This window comes from Mycobacterium sp. 2YAF39 (genome assembly GCF_052114565.1).
GTDB lineage: Bacteria > Actinomycetota > Actinomycetes > Mycobacteriales > Mycobacteriaceae > Mycobacterium.
Genome location: NZ_JBFREZ010000009.1, coordinates 35,708 through 62,469 on the forward strand (window position 1 = coordinate 35,708; position 26,762 = coordinate 62,469).

The window sequence follows — 26,762 nt, forward strand, 5'->3', positions numbered from 1 at the left end:
AACGTCGTATCGCCAAGCGCATCCGCAGCGGCTCGCGCCTTCCTCGAGCAGATCGCCGCGAACGAAGATCAACTGGTGTAGACCTAAATAGAACGTGTTCTAGTTCTGCTCTCCTGGAAGGGGCTGAGATGGGTCTGCGGGTCGTGCAGTGGGCAACCGGGGGAGTCGGAGTGGCCGCCATCAAGGGCGTGCTGGAGCATCCCGACCTCGAACTCGTGGGCGCCTGGGTGCACTCGGCGGACAAGTCCGGCAAGGACGTCGGGGAGATCATCGGGATCGATCCACTCGGCGTCACGGCGACCGACAGCATCGACGAGATCTTGGCGCTCGACGCCGACGCGGTCATCTACTCGCCCTTGCTCCCCAACCCCGAAGAGGTCGCGGCGCTGCTTCGGTCCGGAAAGAACGTCGTGACCCCGGTCGGCTGGGTCTATCCCAGTGAGCGGCAGTCGGCGGGACTGCGCGAGGCCGCGATCGAGGGCAATGCGACACTGCACGGCACCGGCATGGCGCCGGGCGGCATCAGCGAGAAGTTTCCGCTGCTATTCTCGGCATTCTCGACAGGCGTGACATTCGTTCGGGCCGAGGAGTATTCGGACCTGCGCACGTATGAAGCCCCCGATGTCGTTCGACATGTGATGGGCTTTGGCGAGGTACCCGACAAGGCGTTGAGCGGACCGATGCAGAAGCTGCTCGACGGCGGCTTCATCCAGGCCGTCAAGATGATCGTCGACAAGGCCGGTTTCAACGCGGACCCGAAGGTTCGGTCGTCGCAGGAGATAGCCGTCGCCACGGCTCCCATTGAGTCGCCGATCGGCGTGATCGAGCCGGGTCAGGTCGCGGGCCGAAAGTTCCACTGGGAGGCGCTCGTCGGCGACGAGGTCGTCGTGCGTGTCACCGTGAACTGGTTGATGGGTGAGGAAAAGCTCGATCCGGCATGGACATTCGGCCCCGAAGGGCAACGCTACGAGATGGAAGTGCGCGGTAATCCCGACATCTCGATATCGGTTAAGGGCTTCCAATCCGTGGTCGGCGGCGAGGGGCCGGAATACGGCATCGTCGGCACCGCGGCGCACTGCGTGAACTCGGTCCCCGCGGTGTGTGCCGCTGAGCCGGGCATCGCCACCTACCTCGACCTGCCGCTGATCAGCGGTAAGGCCGCACCCCGGTTGAGTTAGTCGCGAGGCAGGATACCGCCGTCGAGCGTGACGACCTTATTGGTCAGATACCCGTTGCGCAGCATGGCGATTGCCATGTCGGCAACCTCATCGGGCCTGCCGATGCGGCCGACGGGGATCGGGATCGGGGGAGTGCCGGTCTCCAGATCCGCGGGAAACATCTTCGTCTCACCTACCAGCGCGGGGGCCAGGCTGTTGACCGTCACGCCGTCGGCCGCGACGCGAGGTGCGAGGTGGTGCATGAGGCCGTGCAGGCCCGCCTTGCTTGCGGCGTAGTGGGCGCCGACCACGCCGCCGGTGAGCGCGGCGACCGATGAGATGAACAGGATGCGGCCGTACTTGCGTTCGACCATGGCGGGTAGCACCTGTTGTGCCAGTAGCCAGGGGGCAGTCAGGTTGACCGCGAGCGTCACATTCCAGGACGCCAGATCGATGTTGCGCCAGCCCTTTATGTCGGCGGTCCCGGCGTTGGCGACGAGCACGTCGACCTCGCCGAGCTCAGCGGTGGCGTGCGCGGCCAGCGCCGCGGGCGCCTCGGGGTCGGACAGGTCGGCGGCCACGACGGCCACGCGGCGACCCAGCCCGCGGGCATAGGCGGCCACTTCCTCGGCGTCATCGGCGTTGCGGCCGTACGACAGGCATACGTCCGCACCTTCGTCTGCCAATCGTCGTGCGATGGCCTTGCCGATGCCACCGGACGCGCCGGTGAGCAGTGCGACGCGGCCCGACAGCGGACTCGTCACGGCTGCACCAGGATGCGGATCGGGTTGCCTTCTTGCCGCTCGAGTTTCTCGATACCCAGCCTGACATCCCCGAGGGGGACGACCTCGCTGATCGAACGCGAGATATCCAGTCGCCCAGTCGATACCAGCGTGGCGAGCGTTCCGATGTCGACGTTCTGGTAACCAAGGTGTCCCAGGACGTGCTTCTGCGTGAGTGCGAACATGCTAGTTGCTCCAACGCTCGCAGACTCGGCGCTCATTCCAACCGCGACAAGTCTGCCGCCGACGGTAAGGCTGTCCAGGGCCTGTTCGAATGTCGATTTCAGGCCGACCGCGTCGAAGGCGACGTCGAGCTTGCGGCCGCCCGTCACGCCGGCGATCTTCTCCGCGAGCCGGTCGTCGCGCGCGTCGAACGCGTGGTCGGCGCCGAGTGCGAGCGCACGATCGAGCACTTCGGGTTTGACGTCGACGGCGATCACGGGCACGGCGCCCACCAGCCGTGCGAGCTGGACGATGTGGGTGCCGACGCCGCCGACGCCCCAGACGCCGACCGATTCCCCGATGCCGACCTTGCCCGTGCGCACCACGGCGCCGAACGGCGTCGACACCGCGTCGGCCAGGATCGCCGCCTGCTCCAGCGGGACGTTGTCGGGGACACGGGTGAGGCCGAACGCCTGCGCGACGGTGTATTCGGCCCACCCGCCGTCGTAGGCGAACGCCATCAGCTGAATCGCCAGGCAGTTCGTCACGTCACCGCGTCGGCAGTTCGCACAAGTCATACATGGCCGGCCCGCCGCGACGACCACTCGGTCACCCTCTTTCCAGCCGGTGACATCCGGACCGAGCTTGGCGATCGTTCCCGACGTTTCGTGGCCCTGCGTCACCACGGGCAGGAAGGCCGGGAAGGTGCCGTTGATCAGGCTGAGGTCGGAGTGGCAGATACCGCAGAACGCGACCTTGACCAACACCTCGCCGGGACCGAGCTCTGGTATCGGAACATCTTCCACCGCAATGGTCTTCGAGTCTGTGTACAGGCGCTGGGCCCTCATGGTGTCGACCATGTCACTCCTAGGGGATGCGGTAGAAGGGGTTCGGTAGTAGGTAAGTCTGTTGTGAGAAGCCGCCTGCCAGATCGGACGGCTGGTCCCCGATGTTGGCGATGATCGTGTAGCCCCGCGCCTCGATCTGCGCCCGCTGCGGAGCCTTGAAGTCGGCGGCGGAAACATAATGCGCGCCAGTCGGTTCCATGAACAACTGTTGGTACCCGGTGTAGCCGGTGTCGTTCAGATTGCGTTCGGTGGCGGTGCGTTGGGACTCATCGCGCCCGGTGACGAAGAAGATCGTCGCGCCCCGCTCCTTTGCGGCGGTGAAGATCTCCATCGTCGGCGGGATCACCGTCGACTGCCCGCGTAGGTCCCAGGCCAACCACCCGCACGGCCCCTGGGGGAGGTCGTCGCACGGTCCGTCCCCGACGCGGCCAAAGTCGTTGGCCTTGATGGCTTCCCAGTTCGACAGTGTCGTTTCGTCGATGTCGAACACCACGGCGGGGCGGGCCACACGCGGGGCCTGGTCGTTGATCCATGCGATCGCGGGCGCCGCGGCCTGTTGCAGGTCTGTCAGGTAGGCCCCGCTGTCGTAGTACGCGACCGCGTCGCGCTTGGAGTCGCCGATGTTCGCCGGTTGCACCGGTGACGGGACTATCGGGGCCGGCGGTGCCGGAGGCTGGGCCCCTGCGGTCGGAGAACCCACGAAAAACAGTGCTGTCAAAGCTGCGACGACGGCACCGCGGACCATGGCCAGACCTTAGCGGCCGCACCTTTTCGATCGCCTGGCAGACTCACCTCCCGTGACGAAACGCGCGCTGGTGCTCGCAGGTGGCGGGCTTGCGGGAATTGCGTGGGAAACGGGCATCCTGCGCGGCATCGAAGACGAATCACCCGCCACGGCCGATGCCCTGCTGCGTACCGATGTCGTGGTGGGTACCTCCGCGGGCTCGGCCGTGGCTGCGCAACTCGTCAGCGGGCTCGGACTCGAGGAATTGTTCGAACGGCAGACCGCGCCGACCACGACCGAGCTGACACCCGGCATCGGCATCGACGAGATCACGGATTTGTTCGTCGCCGCGATGATGAATGCCGACGCGACCACGGCCCAGAAGCTGCAGAAGATCGGTGCGGTCGCGCTGTCGGCGGAAACCGTGACCGAGGCCGTCCGGCGCGATGTGATCGCCCACCGCCTGCCGTCACACGATTGGCCGGAGCGGGACGTGCGCATCTCTGCCATCGACACCGCGACGGGCGAACTGACCTCATTCGACAGGACGTCGGGTGTCAGCCTTGTCGACGCGGTGGCCGCCAGTTGTGCCGTCCCAGGGGCGTGGCCACCGGTGACGATCGGTGACCGTCGCTACATGGACGGTGGCGTGGGCAGCACCGTGAACATGGTCCTGGCGGCCGACTGTGACGTCGCGGTTGTGCTTGTGCCGCAGGGTGAGTCGTCACCATCGCCGTTCGGCGACGGAGCGCCCGCCGAGATCCGTGCGTTCCCCGGTGCGGCATACGAGGTGTTCGCCGACGAAGAGTCGTTGGCTGCCTTCGGCCCCAACCCGCTGGATCCGGCCTGCCGCGAGCCGTCGGCTGTGGCGGGCCGTCGGCAGGGCAGGCGGGTGGCGGGCGAGATCGCCGACTTCCTCGTCCGCTGAGTCAGGTTTTCGCAGAGACCGTTTCGGTCTTGTCCATGCTGTCCAGCACGGTGGCGGTGAGTTCGCGGCCGACATCGATGACCTCTGCGGCACGGTGGAATTCGAGGCTGCGGCACGCGGTCCGAGGTACCTCGATCAGCACATCGGGCGGATAAGCCGCCAGGATGTGGCGGGCCAGAGCCGCCTGCGCGATATCGATCGTGCGGTTCATCACCTCGAAGCTCCCGAGCCTGGGCACCGACACCTCCCTGGAGTCGTCGACGGCCTTGGCCTCGGTCTCGTCGGCCTGGGCCGCTTCGAACAGCGTGGTGGTGCTGCGCCACATGCGCCCAAGCCATTCCGTGGTCGCGCTGGGTTCGTCGGGCTCCTCGCCCCCGGCCTCACTGCCCGACAGGCTCACCGCGATCGTCAGATCGGCGTTGACGGCGGAGATCGGCGCCATGGGCAGCGGATCGAGGATGCCGCCGTCGGCCAGCAGCCGGCCGTCGAGCACGTGCGGCACGATGACCCCGGGGATCGCAATCGACGCCCGGATCGCGGCGTCGACGGGCCCGCGCTGCAACCACACCGACTTCCCAGACAGCAGGTCGGTGCTTACCGCCGTATACGGGATCGGCAACTCTTCGATCGTGACCTCGCCGAGGATGTCGCGGACCGCGTCGAGGATCTTCTCGGCCCGCAACACCCCGGCGGCGGTGATCTTCGGATCGAGTAGGCGCAATATCGCGCGCTGCGTCAGCGACTTCGCCCACTCGGCGAAATCGTCGAGCTTGCCCGCCGCCTGAAGTCCACCGACGAGCGCCCCCATCGACGACCCCGCGATGCCGACGATCTCGAAGCCGCGCTCCTGTAGCTCATCGATCACCCCGATATGGGCGTATCCACGAGCTCCTCCACTGCCGAGTGCGAGGGCCACTCGCTTACCGGCCATACCGAGCATTCTGCGCCTAGCCGCACAATTCGTCGGCAGCGGCCTGCGCGGCGACGATGACTGCCGCCTGACGTTTCGGGGGCAGCTGCGACCAAGGCGTGCCGAAGGTGCCCGGACTCGGCGCGTCGGTGCTCTGCACATTCCTGAGATAGGGCTCCAGCTGCGACTTTGAGTCCCCGCCCTGCTGCTTCATCCACGCCCGCGCGGACTCACACGCTTTGAAGTATTCGTCCTCGGTGGAGTCCGCAGGAGCTCCGATGGCGGTCGTTACGCCGCCGGGGGACACCTCTACGGAGCCAGGCGCCGCAGTAGGCGTTTCTGAGGTCTCCACAGTCTCCGATGTCCCAGTCGCTTGTGACGTCGACGTCGCCGGCCCTTGTTCGGATCCCGACGAGCATCCGGCGATGAACAGTCCGAAGATTCCCAATGTCACCGTGGCCGCGACGCGACGCGAATGCCTGCGCATGCCGTTAATCTATGCAATGGATCAATATTGACGCGGCTGGCAAACTTCACAGAATAAGTTCGATTACGGATATCCGCCCCTTTCGAATCAGCGTGAGTCTTTGCAGATCTCGTTGCTGATCGCGCCCTGAACAGGCACTTTTCCATCGCCGCTCAGCCGTAAGGAAACGGACCCGCCTACCCCTGCGATATTCGTGCCACACTCGCTTTTGTGACGACCGGCTATCACCGCGTGTGCCATGGGGACTGTTGCGCGTAAGCGCCCGCCCCCTGCCCGTCTGTCATTCCCCTGGAGTCCCCATGGTTGCCGCTCTGTCGTTGCCTACCCGGCTGCGCCCACCCGATCTACTGCACGCCACCGACCGGTACGCCGACGAGGTGCTTTCCGGCCACTATGACGGCCTCCTGCCCGCGGGAGGCCTGCCTGCGAACGACCGCTGGTACACCCGCCTGCACGGCGACGAAGAGCTCGATGTCTGGCTGATCAGTTGGGTACCGGACCGCTCGACCGAATTGCACGACCACGGCGGCTCACTCGGCGCGCTGACCGTCGTCTCGGGCGCGCTGCGGGAAACCCGCTGGGACGGGACGGCGTTCAGGCGCAGGCGGCTCAACGCGGGGGACCAGGCCGCATTTCCGCTCGGCTGGGTGCACGACGTGGTGTGGGCGCCCGATCGGACGAGTTCGGGGCCGATCGTCGTCGCGCCGACCCTGAGCGTGCATGCATACTCGCCGCCGTTGACCGCGATGTCGTACTACGAGGTCACCCAGCGGAACACGCTGCGTCGCAAGCGCACCGAACTCACCGATGGGCCCGAGGGGTAACTTCTATCTCGATGGCCAGCCGCATCGACCGCATCCTCGACGACGCCCGCACCCGTCTGAGCAGAATGAGCGCTCAGGAAGTGCCTGCGGCGTTAGCCCGTGGTGCGATCCTGGTCGACATCCGGCCACAGGCGCAACGCGACCGCGAGGGCGACGTCCCGGCCGCCCTGGTGATCGAACGCAATGTGCTCGAGTGGCGCTGCGACCCGACCAGCGACGCCCGGCTTCCGCAGGCCGTCAGCGACGACGTCGAATGGGTGGTGCTGTGCTCGGAGGGCTACACCTCCAGCCTGGCCGCGGCAGCCCTGCTCGACCTGGGGCTCCACCGTGCCACCGATGTCGTCGGCGGGTACCACGCGCTGAAGGCCGAAGGCTTCTGCTGATCCCCCGGTCGCTTCGCTCCTGCCCGCCGGACCTGGTCTAAGCGTTTTCGTCGTTGCTGAGCAACGGGCGCAGCTTTTCCGTCTTTTCCGGCGTCCAGCCCGGTGGTTCGAGGATTCCCGCCCACGCGTTCGCCACATCCCTGACGTACACGTGCCCGTGTCCGTCGGGCACGTCCACCGCCACCGCCATATCCGCGGACACCTGCAGGAAGGTGACGATCGGAATCCACTGCATGCGTCCCGAGACGTCGTAGCCGCGTGGCTCTTTCAGCCAATCCGGTTCGGCGAACAGCAGATCCGGATTCCACCACGCGATCGGATCGGACGCGTGCTGCAGGTACACCACCCGCGGATGACCCCACGGATCCCTGGGCCGGTCGAGGTTGTCTGCCCTTGCCGCGAAGCGGACGTTCTCGCCCTTGTCGTAAATGGGCAGCCACTCCGGCGAGCCCTCGTCGCGGCCGTGGGTCAACTGGGTCCAGATGGTGTTGTTGAACGTCGGCCCGGAGAACAGCGCGCCGTCGGTACGCGCGATCAGATTGTTGAGCGCCAGGAACGGTGCCTCACCGCCGAACGATCCCAGGCTCTCGCCGAATACCACCAGCCGCGGCCGCTGAGCCTCCGGCATCGCGCGGATCAGTGCGTCCACGGCTTCGAAGAGCGCCTGTCCGGCTTGTCGCGCGTTCTCCTTGTCGACGAGGAACGACAGCCAGCTGGGCAGGAACGAGTACTGCATGGAGACGATCGCGGTATCGCCGTTGTACATGTACTCCAGCGCCGACGCCTCGGCCTCGTTGATCCAGCCGGTGCCCGTCGTGGTGGCGACGGCGACCACCGCCCGATCGAGGCCGCCCTTGCGCTGCAATTCCTGGGCCGCCAGCGCGGCGGTCGCCTTGATGCCGTCGGCGGAATGCAGTCCGGCATAGGCCCGGATCGGTTCGATGGCCGGTCGGCCGTTGAACTTCGTGAGCTTGTCGACCGTGGGTCCTGCCGAGACGAATACCCGACCCTGATGCCCCAGCGATTCCCACGACATCGCGGAGCCGGGGCCGCCAGAGCGCATGGGTGACGTCGGCGCCGGGAATGCGGGATCGGTCTCGTCGTTGGCGGCCGAGAACGTCTTGTTCAACGCGCTCATACCGAAACGGACAACCACGCCGTTAAGCAGCGCGATGGTAAGGGCCAGCAGCAGCGCGATCACGACAACACCTGAAATACGAGGCGGCGCAACGCGTTCGAGCTGGCGCACCAGGAAGCGCACAAGCTTGCCGACGAGCTGGCCGATCTCGACGAAAATGAACAGGAAGACAATCGAAAGGCCCGCGGTCAGCGGGTGGTCCCAGAAGCCCATCCGCGGGACGCCATTGAGGTCACGCACCTCGTCCTGCCAGACGTGGAAATAGATGATCATCAGGATCTGGCCGACGATTCCGACGACGATGAGCACGATCCACGCCATGCGCGGTGGGCGCGGGCTGGTTTCCCTTGACAGCATGAAGCGCACCAGCCACACCCCGAAAACGCCGAGGCCGTATCCGATCGCGCCCGCCGAACCGCTGACGATGGCTTGGAACAGCGGCCCGCGCGGCAGCAGCGACGGGGTCAAAGAAAGCCAGATGAACACCAGGCCAAGCGCCGTGCCGAAGAACGTGTAGTGGCGGACCCACCAATCCTGCTTGGGCGGCGAATCCTCCTGCGGCGGTAATTCGTCGACGGCCTCAGCGGTGTCTGTCACCCACGCAGATTAGCGGTGGCGGAACTCCGGTGGGCGCTTCTCGGTGAACGCGTTCATGCCCTCGGTCTGGTCTTCCGTGGCGAACGCGGAGTGGAAGAGTCTGCGCTCGTAGAGGAGTCCCTCGCCGAGGGTCGATTCGAAGGCGCGGTTGACGGCCTCCTTGGCCATTCGCGATGCCGACAGCGACATCCCGGCGATCGTCTTGGCGATCGCATTCGCCTCGTCCACAAGGGAGGCGGCGGGCACGAGCCGAGAGACCAGACCGGCGCGTTCGGCTTCCTCGGCGTCCATGTTGCGCCCGGTGAGGATCAGGTCCATCGCCTTGGCCTTGCCGATGGCGCGCGTCAGTCGTTGCGAGCCGCCCATCCCAGGCAGGACACCGAGTTTGATCTCGGGCTGGCCGAATTTCGCGGTGTCGGCGGCGATGAGCAGATCGCACATCATCGCCAATTCGCAACCGCCGCCGAGCGCGTAGCCGGCGACCGCGGCGATCGTCGGGGTGCGCGTCGCGGCGAATTTGCCCCAGGCGGCGAAGAAGTCGGATGAGAAGACGTCGCCGAACGACAGCTCGGCCATCTCCTTGATGTCCGCGCCCGCGGCGAATGCCTTCTCGCCGCTGCCGGTGATGATGATGGCGCCGATGCCCGGGTCGTTGTCGAATTCCGCTGCGGCCGCGACGACTTCGTTCATCACCTGGCTGTTGAGCGCATTGAGCGCCTTCGGCCGGTTCAACGTGATGGTGCCGACGCGATCGTCGCGCGTGACCAGAATGGTCTCGTAGCTCATTTCTCGAACTCCAATTCGCGATCGGCCGGCGCGAAGTACGCCTCGACGTCGGCGGTGGTGACGGCCTCCAGCGACGCGGGCGACCATTTCGGATTGCGGTCCTTGTCGATGACCTGAGCGCGGATGCCCTCGACGAGGTCATGGCTGCGCAGCGACCCGCACGACGTCCGATACTCCTGGCGCAGCACGTCTTCCAGTGTGTCGAGCTTGGCGGCGCGCCGCACGGCCTCGAGCGTGACGGACGCCGAGACGGGGGAGCGGGTTGCGATCAGATCCGCGGCGTCGTTGGCGGCGGTCCCCCCGTTTCCGTGTCCTCGCAGCGCCGCGACGATGTCGGCAAGCGTGTCGCCGGAATAGCAGTGGTCGATCCACTCCCGCTGGGCCAGCAGCTGGCTCGGGGGAGGTTCGGTCGCGTACGCGGCGAGTGCGGCGTCGATGCCGTCGGCGATGACGGCATTCTTGAAGTCCCCCAGCGCTTCGTGAGGCATGTAGTGGTCGGCGAAGCCCATCGCGATCGCGTCCGCGCCGCCGAATGGGGCGCCGGTCAGCGCGGCGTGCAGACCAAGCAGGCCGGGCGTCCGCGACAGGTACATCGTGCCGCCGACGTCGGGGATGAAGCCGATTCCGACTTCGGGCATCGCCATTTTCGTCGTGTCGGTGACGAGGCGAACGCTGCCGTGGACGCCGACGCCGACACCGCCGCCCATCACGATCCCGTCCATCAGCGCGACGTAGGGCTTGCCGAAGCGGGCGATCTGCGCGTTGAGCAGATACTCGTCGTACCAGAACTGCCGCGCCTCCGAACCGTCTGCCTGGGCGCTGTGATAGATCGCGACGATGTCCCCGCCTGCGCACAGTCCGCGTTCCCCGGCGCCGTCGACGACGACGGCGTGGATGCCGTCGTCATGTGCCCATTCGGCCAGCACGGGAGACATCGCATTGACCATCGGATGGTTCAGCGAATTGATGGCCTTTGGCCGATTGAGGGTGATCAGGCCGACGCCGTCGCGTGCGTTTACTAGGACATCCTCGTTTTCGTCCACGGAATGCAATGTAGATCGTCAACCTGCATTGAGAATCGCCGGGTAGGGTTTCCTGTGAAGACCCTGGGAGGTTCTTTCGGGAACCGTCCGGGATCGCCAGTCGTTGAGCGAGTGTTCGTACAACGAGTCGAACCAAGCATCAGAGAGGAACCGACGGTGCGGGAGTCCAGCAACCCGGTATTTCGTTCCCTGCCCAAGGGCCAGGGCGGCTACGCGCAATTCGGTACCGGAGCCGCAGGCTACGGTGCGCAGGCAACACAGGCCGAGCCATACGTCACGCAGTACCCTGACCAGCAGCAGGCCGGTGTCTCCCGGCCCCTGACCATCGACGACGTCGTCACCAAGACCGGCATCACACTGGCTGTGGTGACCGTGGTCGGTGTCCTGTCGTACTTCTTGGTCGCGCAGAACGTCGCGTTGATGATGCCGTTCGTGCTCGTGGGCGCGCTCGGTGGCCTCGCGATGGTCTTGATCGCGACCTTCGGACGCAAGCAGGACAATCCGGCCATCGTGCTGAGCTACGCCGCGCTGGAGGGGCTCTTCCTCGGTGCCGCGTCGTTCTTGTTCGCGAACCTCGTCTCCAACGGTGGTCCCGGAATGATCGCGCAGGCGATCTTCGGAACCGTCGGTGTGTTCGTCGGCATGCTCGTCGTCTACAAGACGGGAGCCATCCGGGTGACGCCCAAGTTCACCCGCATGATGGTCGCCGCCCTGTTCGGCGTGGTGGCCATTGCCCTGCTCAACTTCGTGCTCGCGATGTTCGGTGTCGGCGGCGGCGAGGGCTTCGGTCTTCGAAGCGGTGGTCCGATGGCGATCATCTTCTCGCTGGTTTGCATCGGTCTGGCGGCATTCATGTTCCTGATCGACTTCGACCAGGCTGACCAGTTGATTCGTGCCGGTGCGCCTTCGAAGGCGGCCTGGGGCGTCGCTCTCGGACTGACCGTCACGCTGGTCTGGCTGTACCTCGAAATTCTGCGGCTGCTGTCCTACTTCAACAGCGACTAGCAGTCATCGCGAAAGGCCCGGCACGAAATGTGCCGGGCTTTTTTCGTTGACTCTGCGCACAAGCACAGTTCATCCACAGAACTGCGCCGTGGGGCACGCGTTGCACGGCATGCGTCTGAGTGGCCGTCGAGTACGACGGCGATCACCATCGTGAGCGTCCGGTGTTCGGAAAGGACATCGTGCGGTCGGAGTTCACCGCCTACCGCCGGTGAACCCACATTCGCGTCGCCGCGGGCGCGCATCCGGCCGACATCATCAACCGCGTCCGGCGTGCGTGGTCATCGAGGGTGCGCTCAGATCGCGAAATAGCCTGAAAACGGGTCGACTTGCGATCTGACTGCACACTGGAGTTCGGCGGAAGGCGCTAGGAGAGGCGCTCCACCACCATTGCCATGCCTTGGCCGCCGCCGACGCACATCGACTCGATGCCGAACGTCTTGTCGTATGTCGCAAGGTTATTCAGCAGGGTGGCCGTGATCCGTGCGCCCGTCATACCGAACGGATGCCCCAGCGCGATCGCGCCGCCGGATACGTTGAGCTTGTCTTCGTCGATACCGAGCTCACGCGCCGAGCCGAGCACCTGCACCGCGAACGCCTCGTTGATCTCGACCAGGTCGATGTCAGAGATCTTCTTGCCCGCCTTGGCCAGCGCCTTCCTGATCGCCTCGATCGGGCCGAGGCCCATGATCTCCGGCGACAAACCGCTGACACCCGTAGAGATGATGCGCGCCAACGGTGTCAGGCCCAGCTCCTTGGCCTTGGTGTCGCTCATGATGACGACCGCGGCCGCGCCGTCGTTCAGCGGACATGCGTTGCCCGCCGTGACGGTGCCATTGGGTCGGAAGACGGGCTTCAGTTGCGAGACAGCCTCATACGTCGTCCCGGCGCGCGGGCCGTCGTCGGTCGTGACGATCGTGCCGTCGGGAAGCGTCACCGGGGTGATCTCCCGCTCGAAGAAGCCACTCTTGATGGCATCCTCGGCGCGGTTCTGGCTGCGCACGCCCCAGTGGTCCTGATCCTCGCGGCTGATGCCCTTCAGCAGCGCGACGTTTTCGGCGGTCTGACCCATCGCGATGTAGACGTCGGGGATCAGCCCGTCCTCGCGCGGATCATGCCATTCGTCGGCGCCCTCGGCCTGCTTGGCGCTGCGCGCCTGGGCGTCGTCGAAGATCGCGTTCTTGCTGTTCTCGGCGCCGTCGGAGCGACCGACTCCGTAGCGCGAAACCGTTTCGACGCCCGCGGAGATGAACGCGTCGCCCTCGCCGGCCTTGATCGCGTGGAACGCCATGCGCGTGGTCTGCAGCGACGACGAGCAGTACCGGTGGACCGTGGTGCCGGGCAGCGAGTCGTAACCGAGTTCGACGGCAACCACCCTGGCGATGTTGTAGCCGGCCTCACCGGCGGGTTGCCCGCAGCCCAACATGAGGTCGTCGATGTCGTTCGGGTCCAGCGAGGGGACCTTGTCCAATACCGCCCGAACCATCTGCGCCGCGAGGTCATCGGGGCGGATCGTGGCGAGCGATCCTTTGACAGCGCGGCCGATCGGCGAGCGTGCAGTGGCGACAATGACGGCTTCAGGCATGACGATCTCCTCGGAGCGAATGTGATCTAGAAAGCTTCTAGAAACCTAGCTGGCTGGTACAACGATGGGCGCGGGGACCCCAGTCGAGCGCCGCCACAGTCGGCTGACGTTGCCGAGCCGGGTCATCAGCGAGCTGCCCTCAGCGTTTCGGGACTCCAGCGCATCCTCGGGCTGGGCCCCATCGATGTACTCGCCCAAGGCATTACACAGCGTGGGCAGCAGCTGCTTGGCCGCCAGCGCATAGCCGGCCCCTGACGGGTGGAACATGTCGTCGCTGAAGAAATCCTCGGGGGCCTTGCGGAACTCGGGCGTCATCAGGTCGGAGAACGGCACGGGAACCCCGCCCGCGGCCCGTACGGCCGACGCCTGCGAGCGTGCCAGGCGCAGTCCGCGACTGCGCGCCACCCAGCGCAACGGTTGGGGGATCGCAGTGATCACGCCGAAATCCGGGCAGGTGCCCACCACGACGACGGCTCCGCTGGCCCGCAACCGACGGACCGCCCTGCCCAGCCTCCGCGCCGACGGACCGATGCCGTTGGGTCGCGTGATGTCGTTCGCGCCGATCATGATCACCGCCGCGTTGGGCGGCGTGCCTGCGACGAACATGGCATCGATCTGCCCGGAGAGTCCCTTCGACGTCGCCCCCATGATCGCCTTTGTGCTCAGCCTGATTCGTTCTCCCGACACCTCTGCGAGCCCGCGCGCGATGAGCACGCCCGGCACCTCTTCGGCCTCCTGACAGCCGTAACCGGTGGCCGTCGAATCGCCGAAAACCATCAGATGCAGGTCGAAGGGCACGCCGCGGTGCCACCTCTCCACGGGTCCGCCACCGGGCTGATACACGCCGTCGGCACGCGGTGGGATGGCCCACGCTTTCGGTATGACGCGGCGAGCCTTGTCCGCCTGGCCGCTCAGCAGATTGCGCGCTCCGACATAAGCGGAGCCCGTCGACGCCAGGGTGGCCGCCGCCGCAAGGGCGATGGTCGTCGTCCGACGCGGTGCACGTATGCCCACGCCGATCAGTTTAGGTGGGATTTTCTGGGATATCCGCGTGGCGTCAGACGTCAGGGGATCACATTGCGGTATCAAGTCCGGTATCGAAATCGAATCATCGATTGTTGAAATGAGTAGAGCCTGTCAAGCTAAGGTATCGGTGACGCTTAAGCAAACGGCGACCCCCGGGCTCTACAATGGCGTAGGAAGTGGTGGCGATGACGGCACCCAGTAAAGTGGCCAAGGCGTCTCGCGTTGGCACAATGCCTGCTAAGGCGCATAAATCCCGTAAGTTCCCGGTCAGTGACGGCGCCCCTGTCGAGGTCCTGGAGGACGGTCCGAGCCTGGCGGGCCGGATCACTTCTCTGGCGTCTCGGCTAACTATTCGGCCGACCCTAGCTATCGGAAGCTATGCGCCGCGCCTGCCGTGGCCATGGGGTTTGGTCGACATTGCGGCCCGTGTCATGCGTCCCGCTCCTGGCACGATACGCGCGACCATTTCTTTGCCAAACTGCACCGCCCAGCTGGTTAGGGCCGCCGGAGTGCTGCCCGCGGACGGCAAGCGCGGCGTGATTCTCTACCTGCACGGCGGGGCATTTCTGACCTGTGGCGTGAACTCGCACGGCCGGCTGGTCACCGGACTTTCGGGGTACGCCGACTGCCCGGTGCTGGTGGTCAACTATCGGATGATCCCCAACCACTCCGTCGGCGAGGCGCTCGACGACTGCTATGACGCCTACAAGTGGTTGCGGTTGAAGGGCTACGAGGCGAACCAGATCGTGCTGGCGGGCGATTCCGCCGGCGGGTACCTGGCGCTCTCGTTGGCCGAAAAGCTGCAGCGTGAAGGCCTCGAAGGCGAGGTCCCCGCGGCGATGGTGACGATGTCGCCGCTGTTCGAGGTCGACAACGAGACCCGCGCGAACCATCCGAACATTCACAGCGATGCCATGTTCCCGCCACGCGCGTTCTATGCGCTGGTCGATCTGGTCCGCGAAGCCGCGGGTCGGCATCTGGTCGACGGCAAGCCCGAAGAAATCTATGAGCCGATCGATCACATCGAGCCCGGTCTGCCGCGCACGCTGATTCATGTGTCGGGTTCCGAAGTGCTCGTGAGCGACGCCCGCAAGGCGGCCCGTCGACTGGCGGCCGCCGGTGTGCCGGTCGAGGTCCGCGTCTGGCCCGGCCAGATGCACGTCTTCCAGCTCGCGGCGCCCGCAGTTCCCGAGGCGACCCGGTCGCTGCGCCAGATCGGCGACTACATCCGGGAAGCCACCTGGTAAACCCTCGTCTGGTACGCCGGTGCGCAGCCTGACACGATGGACCCATGCGCATCGCCCGGCACGTCAGTGAGCTCATCGGCAATACCCCTCTGGTACAGCTGAACTCCGTTGTCCCCGAAGGCGCGGGCATCGTCGCCGCCAAAATCGAGTACCTCAACCCCGGCGGCAGCGCCAAGGACCGCATCGCGATCAAGATGATCGACGCCGCAGAAGCCAGCGGTGAGCTCAAACCCGGCGGCACCATCGTCGAACCGACGTCGGGTAATACCGGGGTGGGACTGGCGCTGGTCGCGCAGCAGCGCGGCTACAAGTGCATCTTCGTGTGCCCCGACAAGGTCAGCGAGGACAAGCAGAACGTGTTGCGCGCGTACGGCGCCGACGTGGTGGTGTGCCCGACAGCGGTGGCGCCCGACAATCCCGACAGCTATTACAGCGTCTCGAATCGACTGGTCGGGGAGATCGAAGGCGCGTGGAAACCCGACCAGTACTCCAACCCGATGGGACCCGCGAGTCACTACGAGACGACGGGCCCCGAAGTGTGGGCGGACACCGACGGCAAGGTCACCCATTTCGTCGCCGGAGTCGGCACCGGCGGCACGATCACCGGCGCCGGCCGCTACCTCAAGGAAATGTCGAACGGAAAGGTGCAGGTCATCGGCGCCGATCCCGAAGGGTCGGTCTACTCCGGCGGCACCGGGCGGCCGTATCTGGTGGAAGGTGTGGGCGAGGACTTCTGGCCGTCCGCCTACGATCCGTCCGTTCCCGACGAGATCATCGCGGTGTCCGACGCTGATTCGTTCGAGATGACGCGCAGGCTTGCCCGTGAAGAAGCGCTGCTGGTCGGTGGATCGTGTGGCATGGCTGTCGTCGCGGCGATCCGGGTCGCGGAGAAAGCCGGGCCGGGTTCACTGGTCGTCGTGCTGTTGCCCGACGGCGGAAGAGGCTATCTGTCAAAGGTTTTCAACGATGGATGGATGTCCTCCTACGGCTTTCTGCGGAGCCGGCTTGACGGTTCGGTCGAGGAAACGACCGTCGGGGAGGTGCTGCGGGGGAAGTCCGGCGCATTGCCCGACCTGGTGCATACCCACCCGTCGGAGACGGTGCGCGACGCGATCGGAATCCTGCGGGAGTACGGCGTCTCGCAGATGCCCGTCGTAGGTGCCGAACCGCCGGTGATGGCGGGCGAAGTGGCAGGCAGCGTCGCGGAGCGCGAACTGCTTTCCGCCGTCTTCGAGGGCCGGGCCAAACTGGCTGACGCGGTTTCGCAGCACATGAGCCCGCCGCTGCCGTTGATCGGCGCAGGAGAACTGGTCAGCACCGCCGCCAAGACGCTGCGCGAATACGATGCCGTGATGGTCGTCGAGGAGGGCAAGCCGGTGGGTGTCCTAACCCGTCACGACTTGCTCGGGTTCCTGTCCGACGGCAGCAGCCGTCGCGTCCGGTAACGGACTTAGCAAGACTGGCAAACAATCGCGGTCATCGACCCGCATACGCCCGTTACCAGGCGATTTCGCCATTTCGCCACATGATCAACTTCCCGCCAGAAACCGCTGCGGGACGGCGCTTCTCAGGTAGGGTAAGCACGCTCGTTGCCAGCTAAGACATCACTGGAAGGCGCCCATGACCCAACCACCGCCACCGCCACCGGGAAACTATCCACCACCGCCACCTCCAGGCGGCGGCGCTCCACCACCTCCCCCACAGGGCGGAGCTCCCGCGGGTCAACCCGACAACAACCTGATCTGGGGCATCCTGGTGACGGTGTTGTGCTGTCTGCCGCTGGGCATCGTGTCGATTGTGAAATCCACTCAGGTCTCCGGCCTGTGGGCCCAGGGGCGCGCCGCCGAGGCGCAGCAGGCGGCCGACGACGCGAAGAAGTACGCGGTATGGGGCGCGATCGCGGGCGTCATCGTCTTCGTAATCATCATCATCTTCAATCTCGTCGTCGGCTTCAGCGCGACGTCCAGTTACTCCTAGCGTTCACAGACGAATGCGGCTGACGCGGAACCGAGTGGCGCTTGCGCCCTCGGTTCCGTCGCCATTTCAACAGCGGCAGTGGAGATTTGGCTGATCGCCAGCTGACCTGTCGTGAAGAAACCACAGTCTTTGAAAGGAATGTCGAACCATGAGCGATCAACCGCCTCCGCCACCGCCTCCCGGTGGTGGATACCCGCCCCCGCAGCCCCCGCCCGGCGGCAATTACCCGCCGCCCCCGCCGCCTCCCGGTGGTGGTGGCTATCCGCCTCCGCCACCGCCTCCCGGTGGTGGTTACGCACCACCCCCTCCACCGCCGGGGCAGGGCGGATACGGGCCGCCCCAGCAGGGTGGCTATCCGCCCCAGCAGGGTGGCTATCCGCCCCAGCAGGGTGGCTATCCGCCACAGGGCGGCTACCCGCCCGGCGCCGGCCCGGGATTCCCTGGCGGACAGCCGTTTAACGTCGGCGAGGCCTTCTCGTGGGCGTGGAACAAGTTCACCAAGAACGCCGCCGCACTCATCGTTCCGGCGCTCGTGTACGGGGTCGTCATGGCGATCCTCATCGGCGGCACCTACGGACTGGCGTTCGCGCTGGCGCCCTCGCAGACCATTGAGTCCTACGGCTCCAGCTACGGCGCCAGCTACAGCTACGAATCGAGCTTCGGATTTGCGAGCTACCTGGTGATCATCGTCGGCTACCTGATCCTGATGGTGGTGGCCGCGGCGATCCAATCCGCCTATCTCGGTGGCCTATTGGAGATCGCCAACGGGCAGCCGGTGACGGCCGGATCATTCTTCAAGCCGCGCAACACCGTCAACGTGATCATCGCGACGGTGATCATCGGCGTCGCATCCGCCATCGGCTCGTTCTGCTTCGTCCTCGGGCTCGTGATCGGCGTGTTCACACTGTTCGCCACGGTGATCATCGTCGACCGCAACGCGTCGCCGATCGATGCGATCAAGGAGAGCATCGACATCGCCAAGAACAACATCGGCAACGTGATCATCGCCTGGCTGCTGGCCAGTGTGATCGCGGTCGTCGGCGCTCTGGCCTGCGGCATCGGCCTGATCGTCTCGATCCCGGTGGCCGCACTGTTCCTGGTGTACGCCTACCGCAAGCTCACGAACGGCGTTCTTGCGCCGTTGACGCCGTAGTCGTTGACGGCCCGGTCTGCGCGAGTCGGCGCAGACCGGGTCTCAGCGAATCTCTGCGCCGTCGCCGATCACAACCGTAGGCTGCGAGCCATCGCGATGGATTGACAGTAAGGGCAAACGTGACCAGCCAGCCGCCACCACCGCCTTCGGGAGATGGCTACCCGCCGTCGTCACCGTCTGCGTCGGGTTTTGAGTACTCGACGCCTCCTCAGGGCGGCTTCGATCAGGCGCCTCCGATCCCGGACAAGAGCATCTACACACCGTGGTTCACGCGTGTGCTCGCGTACGTGATCGACAGCATCCCTGTCTACCTCCTGCTGGCCATCGCCGGCGTCGTGCTGCCCACCTTCCAGAAGGTGGAAACGGTTTGCGTGTCTGACATCTGCGCCACAGGTAACAACGGCCCGTCGACAACTGCGTGGATCATCGTCTCGGTCTGCATCCTGATCGCGCTGGTGTTCATGTTGTGGAATTTCGTGGTGCGGCAAGGCAATACGGGCTCGAGCATCGGCAAGCAGATGATGAAGTTCAAGGTTGTCGACGAGCAGACGCAGCAGCCGATCGGCGTCGGCAAGTCATTCATCCGCCAGATCGCGCACGGTATCGACGCGGCCATCTGCTACATCGGATTCCTTTTCCCGCTATGGGATGCCAAGCGTCAGACGATCGCCGACAAGCTGATGAAGACCGTCTGCGTACCTCTGTGAGTCGCCGCGTCTCCTGACGAACACCACCCGGGGGGGAGGTGTACGTGACTGCACCACCGCCGTATCCGCAGGACTTCCCGAAGTACGCGCCGCCGGCGTGGTTGTTGCCGAAGCAGGCATACACACCGTGGACCAAACGTGTGGCCGCGTCCCTCATCGATTGGACCCCCATCTGGGTGATCGTCCTGATTCCGTTCGTCGGCCTGCTCGTCGCGGGCGATATGGACTGCATCGACACCATCTACGGCAGCGGTCAGGGCTACTGTTCCGCGGCGGTCTCCGACTTCTGGACGTCGATCCAGCTCATCGCGCTGCTACCCGGGGCGGTCTACTTCTTCTGGAACTTCTGCTATCGGCAGGGCGGAACCGGTCAGAGCGTCGGCAAATCGGCGATGCAGTTCAAGGTCGTCAGCGAGAAGACGTGGCAGCCCGTCGGCTTCTGGCTGTCGTTGGTCCGTCAGATCGCCCACTATGTGGATCAACTCATCTGTTACGTCGGATATCTGTGGCCGCTGTGGGACGGCAAGCGTCAGACGCTCGCCGACAAGATGCTGGGCACCGTCTGCGTCCCGGTGGACGCACCGCCGCCTCCACCGCGGTCGACCCCCACATCAGGGTCGTCGCTACGCTGATCAGTGATGACTGAACAGCACAGGCCGCGGGGGCTTGCCACCAAGGCCATCCACGCAGGTTTTCGGCCCGACCCGGCGACCGGTGCCGTCAACGCCCCGATCTACGCCAGCTCGACCTTCGCCCAGGACGGTGTCGGTGGGCTTCGCGGTGGCTACGAGTACGCGCGCACCGGCAATCCGACAAGAGCCGCGTTGGAGGCGTCGCTGGCCGCCGTCGAGGAGGCCGAATACGGGCGGGCGTTCGCCTCGGGTATGGCCGCCACCGACTGCGCGTTGCGCGCCATCCTGCGGCCTGGTGATCACGTCGTGATGCCCGACGACGCCTACGGTGGCACCTTTCGATTGATCGACAAGGTGTTCACGCAGTGGGGGATCGACTACACCGCCGTCTCACTGGCCGACCTCGACGCGGTGCGCGCCGCGATCACGCCGCAGACCAAGTTGGTCTTGGTGGAGACGCCGACGAATCCGCTGCTGTCCATTGCGGATATCGCCGCTATCGCCGAGATCGCTTCGCCGTCGGGCACGAAAGTATTGGTGGACAATACGTTTGCCTCGCCCGCCTTGCAGCGGCCCCTGACGCTCGGCGCGGACATCGTCCTGCATTCGACCACCAAGTACATCGGTGGGCATTCGGACGTCGTCGGTGGTGCGCTGGTGACCAGCGATGAAGAACTCGACGCCGCGTTCGCCTTCCTGCAGAACGGAGCGGGCGCGGTCGCGGGTCCGTTCGACGCGTACCTGACCATGCGCGGCCTCAAGACGCTGGTGCTGCGCATGCGCCAGCACAGTGAGAATGCCACCTTGGTCGCCGAGTTCCTTGCGGAGCACCCGGCGATCTCGACCGTGCTGTATCCGGGACTGCCGAGTCACCCGGGTCATGACGTCGCCGCCAAGCAGATGGACGGATTCGGCGGCATGGTTTCGGTGCGGATGGCGGGCGGCGCGGACGCTGCCCGAAAGTTGTGCGCGAGCACCGAGGTCTTCATTCTCGCCGAGTCGCTCGGCGGGGTCGAGTCGCTGATCGAGCACCCCGGGGCGATGACGCATGCGTCGACCGCGGGTTCCCAGCTGGAGGTGCCCGACGATCTCGTGCGGCTGTCGGTCGGTATCGAGGACTCGGCGGACCTGCTCGCCGATCTGGAGCAGGCGCTAGGTTAACGTCGCCCGCACCACTGACGCGGTGACCGCGAGATTCATCTCCGGCAGCGCGGTCGGATACTCGTCAACCCAACTGCCGCTTGCGATTTCGCCGGCACGTGCGTGCACCCACCGCCATCCGCGATCGTTGAGGGACAGCAGGGCACCCAGTCCGTCGACGGCGTGCAGCAGCGTGACGATGGCCGCGGTGGACGGGTCCGGCGGCCGGCGGTCGAACAGGGCGGCCAGCAGCGCCGAACGGGCCTTCCCGACCCTGGCGCGGTTGGCCAGTGGCCAGGCATCGGCGTGGGCGAATCGATTGGACTGCAATCGAATACGCCGGATTTCACCAGTCTGCTCCAGATGGTGAAACAGGTCGCTTTCGGTGTGCCTGGACAGTTTCTTCACGGCCGTTGCCGGTCGCAGGGGCCGTCGCTGCAACAGCTGGAACGCCGGCTCGACAATCGGATCCATCATGCCGGGTGCCGAAAGCGCGATCAGCAGGCCGGGCTCGACCGCATCTTCGGACATGGCGGGCCGGATTCGGCATGCGTACGCGAGATCCAGCAGGACCGCGGCCGCCAACACACGTTCACGCCGGTGGCGTTCGAGTGCGGGTTGGGCAGACCCGTTGTCGAGCAGAAGCAGTAGCAGGTCCTCGGCGATCTGCGCCATAGTGCGGACTGTAGTGCGAACCCCCGGGGGTGCCGGCTCAGGAGTGATACGGCTCGGCGCTGATCAGTGTCACCTTGACGGTGTTGCCGTTGGGAATGGTATACGTCTTGACGTCGCCGACCTTCGCGTCGATCAGCGCTTCGCCCAGCGGCGACTTCGGTGAATACACCTCGAGCTTCCCGTCGCTGATGCCCTCCTGGCGGGTGGCGATCAGGAAGGTCTCGGTATCGCTCTTGTCGTCCCCGTACTGGACCTTGACGACGGAACCGGGCAGCGCCACACCGGACTGTTTGGGCGCCTCGCCGACCTTCGCGTTGTTCAGCAGCTCCTGGAGTTGGCGAATGCGGGCTTCTTCCTGGCCCTGCTGCTCGCGGGCGGCGTGGTAGCCGCCGTTCTCCCGGAGGTCGCCCTCTTCGCGGCGATCGTTGATCTCTGCGGCGATGATCGGCCGGTTGGAGATGAGCTGATCGAGCTCTGCCTTCAGCCGGTCGTGTGCTTCCTCCGTCAGCCACGTGACCTGCGTGTCGGTCATGATGTCGCGCTCCCGTCGTCGTTGCTCTCGCGCTCTATGGCGTAAGTAGTTTGTGTCGCGCCGCCGGGAGCCTTCGGTATGTATTGCCACATTTGCAGGCGCGCAATCGGCGCACTAAAAGCAGCAATACACGGTCCCAGCGGGAACCGTGTATCGATCCATGATAGCACCGCGGGGTCAGCGGATTTTCACGTATTCGCAGTTCGGCGTTTGTTGTGTTGCCCCGCGCGGCGGCCTACGGGGCCACGAGGTAGGACGGAACGTCGGTGCCACAGCCGTACACATCGCCGACGACCGGCGGCCTGTTGGACTTGACGGCGGCCGTCACCTGCACCGTTTTCTGGGTGGAAGGAGGTACCAGCACCTCGCGGCGGCCGGTTTCGCTGCCGTCAATGGAACGGGCCCGCACGATGCACACCACCGGCTGTGCGGGATTCTCCCGGGTGACGCTGATCGTGACGTCGACGGTCTGGTCGTCGACCAGGCGATAGCCGCTGAGCTCGCCCTCGGCCGGACTGCCGAACCGCCCCGAGGCGATGATCGCGAGCGTGACCCCGGCCACCAGGACAAGTGCGGTCAGTGATCCGGCGATCAGGCGACGCTGACGTCGGGTCAGCCGCTGCCGCCCGTAGCGCGCGGTGGGACGCTCGATCATCTGGTTTTCATGCCCGTCGGTCGGATGGATCTACAGAACTGGAACTATAGGGCTACTCGTAGTGGTTGAAACTTCTCGAGAATGTCGGCTCGCGACACATCGAGACCTAGATGAGGCAGAACAGGTTGAGCGAACTGCGCTTGATGGCGGTGCACGCCCACCCGGACGATGAGTCCAGTAAGGGTGCGGCGACCACGGCACGCTACGCGGACGAGGGCGCGCGCGTCATGGTCGTGACGCTCACCGGAGGTGAGCGCGGGGACATCCTCAACCCGGCCATGGACCTGCCCGACGTGCACGGCCGGATGACCGAGATTCGCCGCGACGAGATGGCCAAGGCCGCCGAAATCCTCGGCGTCGAACACCACTGGCTCGGCTACATCGACTCAGGACTGCCCGAAGGCGATCCGCCGCCGCCCCTGCCCGACGGCTGCTTCGCCGTAGTGCCCCTCGAGGAGCCCACCGAATCGCTGGTGCGCGTCATCCGCAAGTTCCGGCCTCACGTGTTGACCACCTACGACGAGAACGGCGGCTATCCGCATCCCGATCACATCCGGTGCCACGAGGTGTCGGTCGCCGCGTACGAGGCGGCGGGCGACTATCTGCGGTTCCCCGACGCGGGTGAGCCCTGGGACGTCCAGAAGCTGTACTACAACCACGGCTTCCTGCGGAAGCGCATGCAGTTGATACAGGACGAGTTCGCCAAGCACGGCGAGGTGGGCCCGTTCGAGAAGTGGCTCAAACACTGGGAAGCCCATGAGGACATCTTCGAGAAGCGCGTGACCACCCGCATCGAATGCTCGAAGTACTTCGCCCAGCGCGACGACGCGCTGCGCGCGCACGCGACCCAGATCGACCCCAACGGTGACTTCTTCCGGGCGCCAATCGAATGGCAGCAACGGCTCTGGCCGACAGAGGAATTCGAGTTGGCCCGCTCCCGCGTTCGGGTGTCACTGCCCGAGACCGATCTGTTCGCGGGGATCGAGGCCGACGAGTGAACGACGTCGCACTGGCCATCGTCGCACTGCTCGCGCAGGATTCACCACGCGATACGGGACCCGAATTCGGCAAGGCCAGCCCGTTCGGCCTTCTGGTCATCGTGCTGTTGCTGATCGGCACATTCCTGCTGGTGTGGTCGATGAACAGGCATCTGCGCAAGCTGCCGAAGTCCTTCGACGAACCCGATCAAACCGACGAGCAGGCCGACGACGGCGAGAGCAAGCGTGAGCCAGGGGTCTAACACCCTGTCGCGGGCCACCAGCCCCTACCTGCGTCAGCACGCCGACAACCCGGTGCACTGGCTGCAGTGGTCGCCGGAGGCGCTGGCCGAGGCGGCGTCGCGGGATGTGCCGATCCTGCTGTCCATCGGCTACGCGGCGTGCCACTGGTGTCACGTGATGGCGCACGAGTCCTTCGAGGACGAGGCGGTCGCCGCGGTGATGAACAGCGGCTTCGTGAACATCAAGGTCGATCGCGAGGAACGGCCCGACATCGACGCGGTCTACATGAACGCCACCGTCGCGCTGACGGGTCAGGGCGGCTGGCCCATGACGTGCTTCCTCACCCCGGACGGCCGACCGTTCTTCTGCGGCACGTATTACCCCAAGGCCAACTTCCTGCAGTTACTTACCGCCGTCACGGAAACGTGGCGCACGCGCCGCCGCGAGGTCGAGGAGACCTCCGACCACATCAGTGGCGAGCTGCGATCGATGGCGCCGGGGTTGCCGGAGGGTGGGCCGCCGATCACGCCCGCACTGTGCGACCACGCCGTCGCGGCGGTGCTCCAGAACGAGGACCCCGTCAACGGCGGGTTCGTCACCAATCAGTCTGGGGCGCCCAAGTTCCCGCCGTCAGCGATCTTGGAGGCGCTGCTGCGCAACCACGAACGCACCGGTGACGTCATGCCGCTGGAGGCGGTCGAGCGGACCTGCTCGGCGATGGCGCGAGGCGGCATCTACGACCAGCTGGCCGGCGGGTTCGCGCGCTACAGCGTCGACGCGTCGTGGGTGGTGCCGCACTTCGAGAAGATGCTTTATGACAACGCCCTGCTCCTGCGGGCGTACGCGCACTGGGCGCGCCGGACGTCAAACCCGTTGGCACGCAGGATAGCCGGCGAAACAGCACGATTCCTGATCGACGATCTGGGCGCGGACGGCATGTTCACCTCGTCGCTGGACGCCGACTCCGACGGTCACGAGGGTCTGACCTACGTGTGGACGCCCGCCGAGTTGCGTCAGGTACTCGGCGAAGACGACGGACGTTGGGCCGCACAGCTTTTCCGCGTCACTGACGGCGGAACCTTCGAGCACGGCAGTTCGGTGCTGCAGCTGCCAAACGACCCCGACGATCCGGATCGCTTCGAGCGGTCACGTACTGCGCTGTTGGCCGCGCGATCGACGCGCCCGCAGCCGGGCCGCGACGACAAGGTCGTCACCGCGTGGAACGGGCTGGCGATCACCGCGCTCGCCGAGGCCGCCGCGGTACTCGATGCGCCCGAATTCCTCGACGCCGCATCGCAATGCGCGCGCAAGATCGTCGATCTGCACATTGTCGACGGTCGGCTGCGCCGGGCCGGACTCGGCGGCCGCGTCGGCGAAAGCGCGGCCATTCTGGAAGACCACGCCGCACTGGCCACCGGGCTGCTGACGCTGTATCAACTGACGGGCGACGCGTCCTGGCTGAGTTCGGCCATGTCGCTGCTTGAGATCGCGCTGGAGCATTTTGCCGACACCGAGAGCGCCGGCCGCTGGTTCGACACGGCCGACGACGCCGAGGTGTTGATGGTTCGGCCGGCCGACCCGCTCGACGGTGCGACGCCGTCGGGCGCGTCGTTGATCGCGGAGGCGCTACTGCTGGCCGCGCACCTGGCTCCGGCCGAGCGTGCCGACACCTACGCGTCGGCGGCAGAAGCGACGCTGGCGGGCGCTGCCAACATCCTCGCGCGCGCCGCGCGTTCGGGCGGGCACTGGCTGGCCGTCGCCGAAGCCGCTGTGCGCGGGCCGATTCAGATCGCGGTGGCCTGCGACCCCGTCGCCTCGGAGCTGCTGACCGCCGCACGCCGCCTCGCCCCGGGCGGCGCGATCGTCGTCGGCGGGCCGGTGAACTCCTCGGAGCTGCTGGCGGATCGCGATCGGATAGCGGGGGCCGACGCCGCGTACGTGTGTCGCGGCCGGACGTGTGACCTGCCCGTGACGACCGCCGGGGAACTCGCGGCCGCCCTCGGCGCGCCGGTGTAGCCTACGGCGCATGTCCACGCCCGAAGACAACGCCAAGACCGTCCATCGCTACCTGGAGCTGGCCGCGCAGGGCCGGGCCGACGACGTCGCCGAGCTGTACGCCACCGACGGCACCGTCGAGGATCCCGTCGGCGGCGAAGTGCATATCGGGCGTCAGGCCGTGCGCGGCTTCTACGACGCTCTTCCGACCACCGGTGCCGAGGCCGACCTCGTCACGCTTCGCGCCCTCGGCAACGAGGTGGCGTTCTTCTGGGCGCTGATCATCAATCTCGGCGAGAACAAGATGCGCATCGAGATCATCAGCGTCATGACGTTCAACGACGAGGGCAAGATCGCGTCGATGAAGGCCTACTGGGGACCCGAGAACGTCACCCAGGTCTAGCGAATTCGGCGTGGCTGGTCACGCTCAGCGTGACTCAGCACGCC

At 65.9% G+C, this 26,762-nt stretch carries 28 protein-coding genes and 1 pseudogene; 16 read left to right on the forward strand and 13 right to left on the reverse strand.

All coding sequences use genetic code 11. The features are described 5' to 3' along the window. Positions 1-128 precede the first annotated feature (128 nt). Positions 129-1,178 carry an NAD(P)H-dependent amine dehydrogenase family protein gene (locus tag AB4Z42_RS23145; protein WP_442011572.1) on the forward strand — a complete coding sequence of 350 codons (1,050 nt, stop codon included), beginning with the start codon at positions 129-131 and terminating at the stop codon, positions 1,176-1,178. Here the strand turns inward: AB4Z42_RS23145 and AB4Z42_RS23150 are convergent. From AB4Z42_RS23150 to AB4Z42_RS23160, 3 genes are read right to left on the reverse strand one after another with little or no spacing between them, the layout of a single operon-like run. Next, positions 1,175-1,921 carry an SDR family NAD(P)-dependent oxidoreductase gene (locus AB4Z42_RS23150; protein WP_442011573.1) on the reverse strand — a complete coding sequence of 249 codons (747 nt, stop codon included), beginning with the start codon at positions 1,919-1,921 and terminating at the stop codon, positions 1,175-1,177. The two genes, AB4Z42_RS23145 and AB4Z42_RS23150, sit on opposite strands and share 4 nt — an antisense overlap. Next, positions 1,918-2,961, reverse strand: a complete 1,044-nt coding sequence (locus AB4Z42_RS23155) for a zinc-binding dehydrogenase (RefSeq protein ID WP_442011574.1) — start codon at positions 2,959-2,961, stop codon at positions 1,918-1,920. The genes AB4Z42_RS23150 and AB4Z42_RS23155 overlap by 4 nt, the downstream gene beginning before the upstream one ends. Positions 2,962-2,968: 7 nt before the next feature. Next, positions 2,969-3,694 (reverse strand): HAD family acid phosphatase, encoded by a 726-nt coding sequence (locus tag AB4Z42_RS23160; protein ID WP_442011575.1) that lies wholly within the window; start codon positions 3,692-3,694, stop codon positions 2,969-2,971. Between the two features lie 52 nt (positions 3,695-3,746). On the opposite strand from AB4Z42_RS23160, the gene AB4Z42_RS23165 reads away from it, so the two are divergent. After that, on the forward strand, positions 3,747-4,601 hold the full coding sequence (locus AB4Z42_RS23165; protein WP_442011576.1) for a patatin-like phospholipase family protein: 855 nt from the start codon (positions 3,747-3,749) through the stop codon (positions 4,599-4,601). Between the two features lies 1 nt (position 4,602). Here the strand turns inward: AB4Z42_RS23165 and AB4Z42_RS23170 are convergent, their stop codons facing one another. Both AB4Z42_RS23170 and lpqV read right to left on the reverse strand, forming a co-directional pair. After that, the gene (locus tag AB4Z42_RS23170) at positions 4,603-5,532 is read right to left on the reverse strand and encodes a patatin-like phospholipase family protein (protein WP_442011577.1); all 930 of its coding nucleotides are present in this window, start codon (positions 5,530-5,532) and stop codon (positions 4,603-4,605) included. A 16-nt stretch (positions 5,533-5,548) separates the two neighbouring features. Further along, positions 5,549-5,998 (reverse strand): lipoprotein LpqV, encoded by a 450-nt coding sequence (gene lpqV, locus AB4Z42_RS23175; RefSeq protein WP_442011578.1) that lies wholly within the window; start codon positions 5,996-5,998, stop codon positions 5,549-5,551. Positions 5,999-6,297: 299 nt separating this feature from the next. Here lpqV and AB4Z42_RS23180 point away from each other — a divergent pair, with 299 nt between their 5' ends. Together AB4Z42_RS23180 and AB4Z42_RS23185 are read left to right on the forward strand one after the other, a co-directional pair. After that, positions 6,298-6,822 (forward strand): cysteine dioxygenase, encoded by a 525-nt coding sequence (locus AB4Z42_RS23180; protein WP_442011579.1) that lies wholly within the window; start codon positions 6,298-6,300, stop codon positions 6,820-6,822. A gap of 11 nt (positions 6,823-6,833) precedes the next feature. Then, the gene (locus AB4Z42_RS23185) at positions 6,834-7,205 is read left to right on the forward strand and encodes a rhodanese-like domain-containing protein (RefSeq protein WP_442011580.1); all 372 of its coding nucleotides are present in this window, start codon (positions 6,834-6,836) and stop codon (positions 7,203-7,205) included. Positions 7,206-7,242: 37 nt separating this feature from the next. Here the strand turns inward: AB4Z42_RS23185 and AB4Z42_RS23190 are convergent, their stop codons facing one another. Genes AB4Z42_RS23190 through AB4Z42_RS23200 form a run of 3 tightly spaced genes read right to left on the reverse strand, consistent with a single transcriptional unit; the run spans position 7,243 to position 10,769 of the window. Next, the gene (locus AB4Z42_RS23190; protein WP_442011581.1) at positions 7,243-8,940 is read right to left on the reverse strand and encodes an alpha/beta hydrolase; all 1,698 of its coding nucleotides are present in this window, start codon (positions 8,938-8,940) and stop codon (positions 7,243-7,245) included. Between the two features lie 9 nt (positions 8,941-8,949). Beyond that, positions 8,950-9,726, reverse strand: coding sequence for an enoyl-CoA hydratase (locus AB4Z42_RS23195; RefSeq protein WP_442011582.1), 777 nt, complete (start codon positions 9,724-9,726; stop codon positions 8,950-8,952). Beyond that, on the reverse strand, positions 9,723-10,769 hold the full coding sequence (locus AB4Z42_RS23200) for an enoyl-CoA hydratase/isomerase family protein (protein ID WP_442011583.1): 1,047 nt from the start codon (positions 10,767-10,769) through the stop codon (positions 9,723-9,725). Before AB4Z42_RS23200 ends, AB4Z42_RS23195 begins: the two co-directional genes overlap by 4 nt. A gap of 156 nt (positions 10,770-10,925) precedes the next feature. On the opposite strand from AB4Z42_RS23200, the gene AB4Z42_RS23205 reads away from it, so the two are divergent. Then, positions 10,926-11,774 carry a Bax inhibitor-1/YccA family protein gene (locus tag AB4Z42_RS23205; RefSeq protein WP_442011584.1) on the forward strand — a complete coding sequence of 283 codons (849 nt, stop codon included), beginning with the start codon at positions 10,926-10,928 and terminating at the stop codon, positions 11,772-11,774. 364 nt (positions 11,775-12,138) lie between these two features. On the opposite strand, the gene AB4Z42_RS23210 is transcribed toward AB4Z42_RS23205, so the two are convergent. Beyond that, positions 12,139-13,356 carry an acetyl-CoA C-acetyltransferase gene (locus AB4Z42_RS23210; RefSeq protein WP_442011585.1) on the reverse strand — a complete coding sequence of 406 codons (1,218 nt, stop codon included), beginning with the start codon at positions 13,354-13,356 and terminating at the stop codon, positions 12,139-12,141. Between the two features lie 45 nt (positions 13,357-13,401). Then, positions 13,402-14,370 carry an SGNH/GDSL hydrolase family protein gene (locus AB4Z42_RS23215; RefSeq protein WP_442011586.1) on the reverse strand — a complete coding sequence of 323 codons (969 nt, stop codon included), beginning with the start codon at positions 14,368-14,370 and terminating at the stop codon, positions 13,402-13,404. Between the two features lie 197 nt (positions 14,371-14,567). Between AB4Z42_RS23215 and AB4Z42_RS23220 the strand changes: the two genes are divergently transcribed. From AB4Z42_RS23220 to AB4Z42_RS23250, 7 genes and pseudogenes are all read left to right on the forward strand, one after another. Further along, positions 14,568-15,629: an alpha/beta hydrolase fold domain-containing protein gene (locus AB4Z42_RS23220; protein WP_442011587.1), complete on the forward strand. Its 1,062-nt coding sequence runs from the start codon at positions 14,568-14,570 to the stop codon at positions 15,627-15,629. A gap of 44 nt (positions 15,630-15,673) precedes the next feature. After that, positions 15,674-17,074 (forward strand): cystathionine beta-synthase, encoded by a 1,401-nt coding sequence (locus AB4Z42_RS23225; protein WP_442011588.1) that lies wholly within the window; start codon positions 15,674-15,676, stop codon positions 17,072-17,074. A gap of 175 nt (positions 17,075-17,249) precedes the next feature. Then, positions 17,250-17,606: a CD225/dispanin family protein gene (locus AB4Z42_RS23230; RefSeq protein WP_442011589.1), complete on the forward strand. Its 357-nt coding sequence runs from the start codon at positions 17,250-17,252 to the stop codon at positions 17,604-17,606. Positions 17,607-17,754: 148 nt separating this feature from the next. Then, positions 17,755-17,955 (forward strand): annotated as a pseudogene (locus AB4Z42_RS23235) (hypothetical protein); the annotation flags it as partial. Positions 17,956-18,878: 923 nt separating this feature from the next. After that, the gene (locus AB4Z42_RS23240; RefSeq protein WP_442011590.1) at positions 18,879-19,466 is read left to right on the forward strand and encodes an RDD family protein; all 588 of its coding nucleotides are present in this window, start codon (positions 18,879-18,881) and stop codon (positions 19,464-19,466) included. 44 nt (positions 19,467-19,510) lie between these two features. Next, a complete protein-coding gene (locus tag AB4Z42_RS23245; RefSeq protein ID WP_442011591.1) occupies positions 19,511-20,098 on the forward strand; it encodes an RDD family protein in 588 nt (195 codons plus the stop codon). 6 nt (positions 20,099-20,104) lie between these two features. Continuing rightward, positions 20,105-21,259, forward strand: coding sequence for a cystathionine gamma-synthase (locus tag AB4Z42_RS23250; RefSeq protein WP_442011592.1), 1,155 nt, complete (start codon positions 20,105-20,107; stop codon positions 21,257-21,259). Here the strand turns inward: AB4Z42_RS23250 and AB4Z42_RS23255 are convergent. From AB4Z42_RS23255 to AB4Z42_RS23265, 3 genes are all read right to left on the reverse strand, one after another. Beyond that, positions 21,251-21,913: a GOLPH3/VPS74 family protein gene (locus AB4Z42_RS23255; protein ID WP_442011593.1), complete on the reverse strand. Its 663-nt coding sequence runs from the start codon at positions 21,911-21,913 to the stop codon at positions 21,251-21,253. The genes AB4Z42_RS23250 and AB4Z42_RS23255 overlap by 9 nt on opposite strands. Before the next feature lie 37 nt (positions 21,914-21,950). Further along, complete coding sequence (greA, locus tag AB4Z42_RS23260; protein WP_442011594.1) at positions 21,951-22,445, reverse strand: transcription elongation factor GreA; 495 nt, start codon at positions 22,443-22,445, stop codon at positions 21,951-21,953. Positions 22,446-22,680: 235 nt separating this feature from the next. Next, positions 22,681-23,100, reverse strand: coding sequence for a DUF4307 domain-containing protein (locus AB4Z42_RS23265; protein ID WP_442011595.1), 420 nt, complete (start codon positions 23,098-23,100; stop codon positions 22,681-22,683). A gap of 125 nt (positions 23,101-23,225) precedes the next feature. On the opposite strand from AB4Z42_RS23265, the gene mca reads away from it, so the two are divergent. The 4 genes from mca to AB4Z42_RS23285 are packed head-to-tail and all read left to right on the forward strand — an operon-like array spanning position 23,226 to position 26,718. Beyond that, entirely contained in the window at positions 23,226-24,098 is an 873-nt protein-coding gene (mca, locus tag AB4Z42_RS23270) for a mycothiol conjugate amidase Mca (RefSeq protein WP_442011711.1), read from the forward strand. Then, complete coding sequence (locus tag AB4Z42_RS23275) at positions 24,095-24,340, forward strand: hypothetical protein (RefSeq protein WP_442011596.1); 246 nt, start codon at positions 24,095-24,097, stop codon at positions 24,338-24,340. Before mca ends, AB4Z42_RS23275 begins: the two co-directional genes overlap by 4 nt. Then, positions 24,324-26,336, forward strand: a complete 2,013-nt coding sequence (locus AB4Z42_RS23280; protein WP_442011597.1) for a thioredoxin domain-containing protein — start codon at positions 24,324-24,326, stop codon at positions 26,334-26,336. Before AB4Z42_RS23275 ends, AB4Z42_RS23280 begins: the two co-directional genes overlap by 17 nt. A 10-nt stretch (positions 26,337-26,346) precedes the next feature. Next, a complete protein-coding gene (locus tag AB4Z42_RS23285) occupies positions 26,347-26,718 on the forward strand; it encodes a nuclear transport factor 2 family protein (protein WP_442011598.1) in 372 nt (123 codons plus the stop codon). The last annotated feature ends 44 nt before the right edge of the window (positions 26,719-26,762 follow it).

Excerpts from the sequence above, each read along its gene's own strand:
- AB4Z42_RS23145 (WP_442011572.1), top strand. The coding sequence starts at position 129 with ATGGGTCTGCGGGTCGTGCAGTGGGCAACCGGGGGAGTCGGAGTGGCC.
- AB4Z42_RS23155 (WP_442011574.1), bottom strand. The coding sequence starts at position 2,961 with ATGGTCGACACCATGAGGGCCCAGCGCCTGTACACAGACTCGAAGACC.
- AB4Z42_RS23160 (WP_442011575.1), bottom strand. The coding sequence starts at position 3,694 with ATGGTCCGCGGTGCCGTCGTCGCAGCTTTGACAGCACTGTTTTTCGTG.
- AB4Z42_RS23170 (WP_442011577.1), bottom strand. The coding sequence starts at position 5,532 with ATGGCCGGTAAGCGAGTGGCCCTCGCACTCGGCAGTGGAGGAGCTCGT.
- lpqV (WP_442011578.1), bottom strand. The coding sequence starts at position 5,998 with ATGCGCAGGCATTCGCGTCGCGTCGCGGCCACGGTGACATTGGGAATC.
- AB4Z42_RS23180 (WP_442011579.1), top strand. The coding sequence starts at position 6,298 with ATGGTTGCCGCTCTGTCGTTGCCTACCCGGCTGCGCCCACCCGATCTA.
- AB4Z42_RS23185 (WP_442011580.1), top strand. The coding sequence starts at position 6,834 with ATGGCCAGCCGCATCGACCGCATCCTCGACGACGCCCGCACCCGTCTG.
- AB4Z42_RS23195 (WP_442011582.1), bottom strand. The coding sequence starts at position 9,726 with ATGAGCTACGAGACCATTCTGGTCACGCGCGACGATCGCGTCGGCACC.
- AB4Z42_RS23210 (WP_442011585.1), bottom strand. The coding sequence starts at position 13,356 with ATGCCTGAAGCCGTCATTGTCGCCACTGCACGCTCGCCGATCGGCCGC.
- AB4Z42_RS23220 (WP_442011587.1), top strand. The coding sequence starts at position 14,568 with ATGACGGCACCCAGTAAAGTGGCCAAGGCGTCTCGCGTTGGCACAATG.
- AB4Z42_RS23225 (WP_442011588.1), top strand. The coding sequence starts at position 15,674 with ATGCGCATCGCCCGGCACGTCAGTGAGCTCATCGGCAATACCCCTCTG.
- AB4Z42_RS23230 (WP_442011589.1), top strand. The coding sequence starts at position 17,250 with ATGACCCAACCACCGCCACCGCCACCGGGAAACTATCCACCACCGCCA.
- AB4Z42_RS23250 (WP_442011592.1), top strand. The coding sequence starts at position 20,105 with ATGACTGAACAGCACAGGCCGCGGGGGCTTGCCACCAAGGCCATCCAC.
- AB4Z42_RS23255 (WP_442011593.1), bottom strand. The coding sequence starts at position 21,913 with ATGGCGCAGATCGCCGAGGACCTGCTACTGCTTCTGCTCGACAACGGG.
- greA (WP_442011594.1), bottom strand. The coding sequence starts at position 22,445 with ATGACCGACACGCAGGTCACGTGGCTGACGGAGGAAGCACACGACCGG.
- AB4Z42_RS23265 (WP_442011595.1), bottom strand. The coding sequence starts at position 23,100 with ATGATCGAGCGTCCCACCGCGCGCTACGGGCGGCAGCGGCTGACCCGA.
- AB4Z42_RS23285 (WP_442011598.1), top strand. The coding sequence starts at position 26,347 with ATGTCCACGCCCGAAGACAACGCCAAGACCGTCCATCGCTACCTGGAG.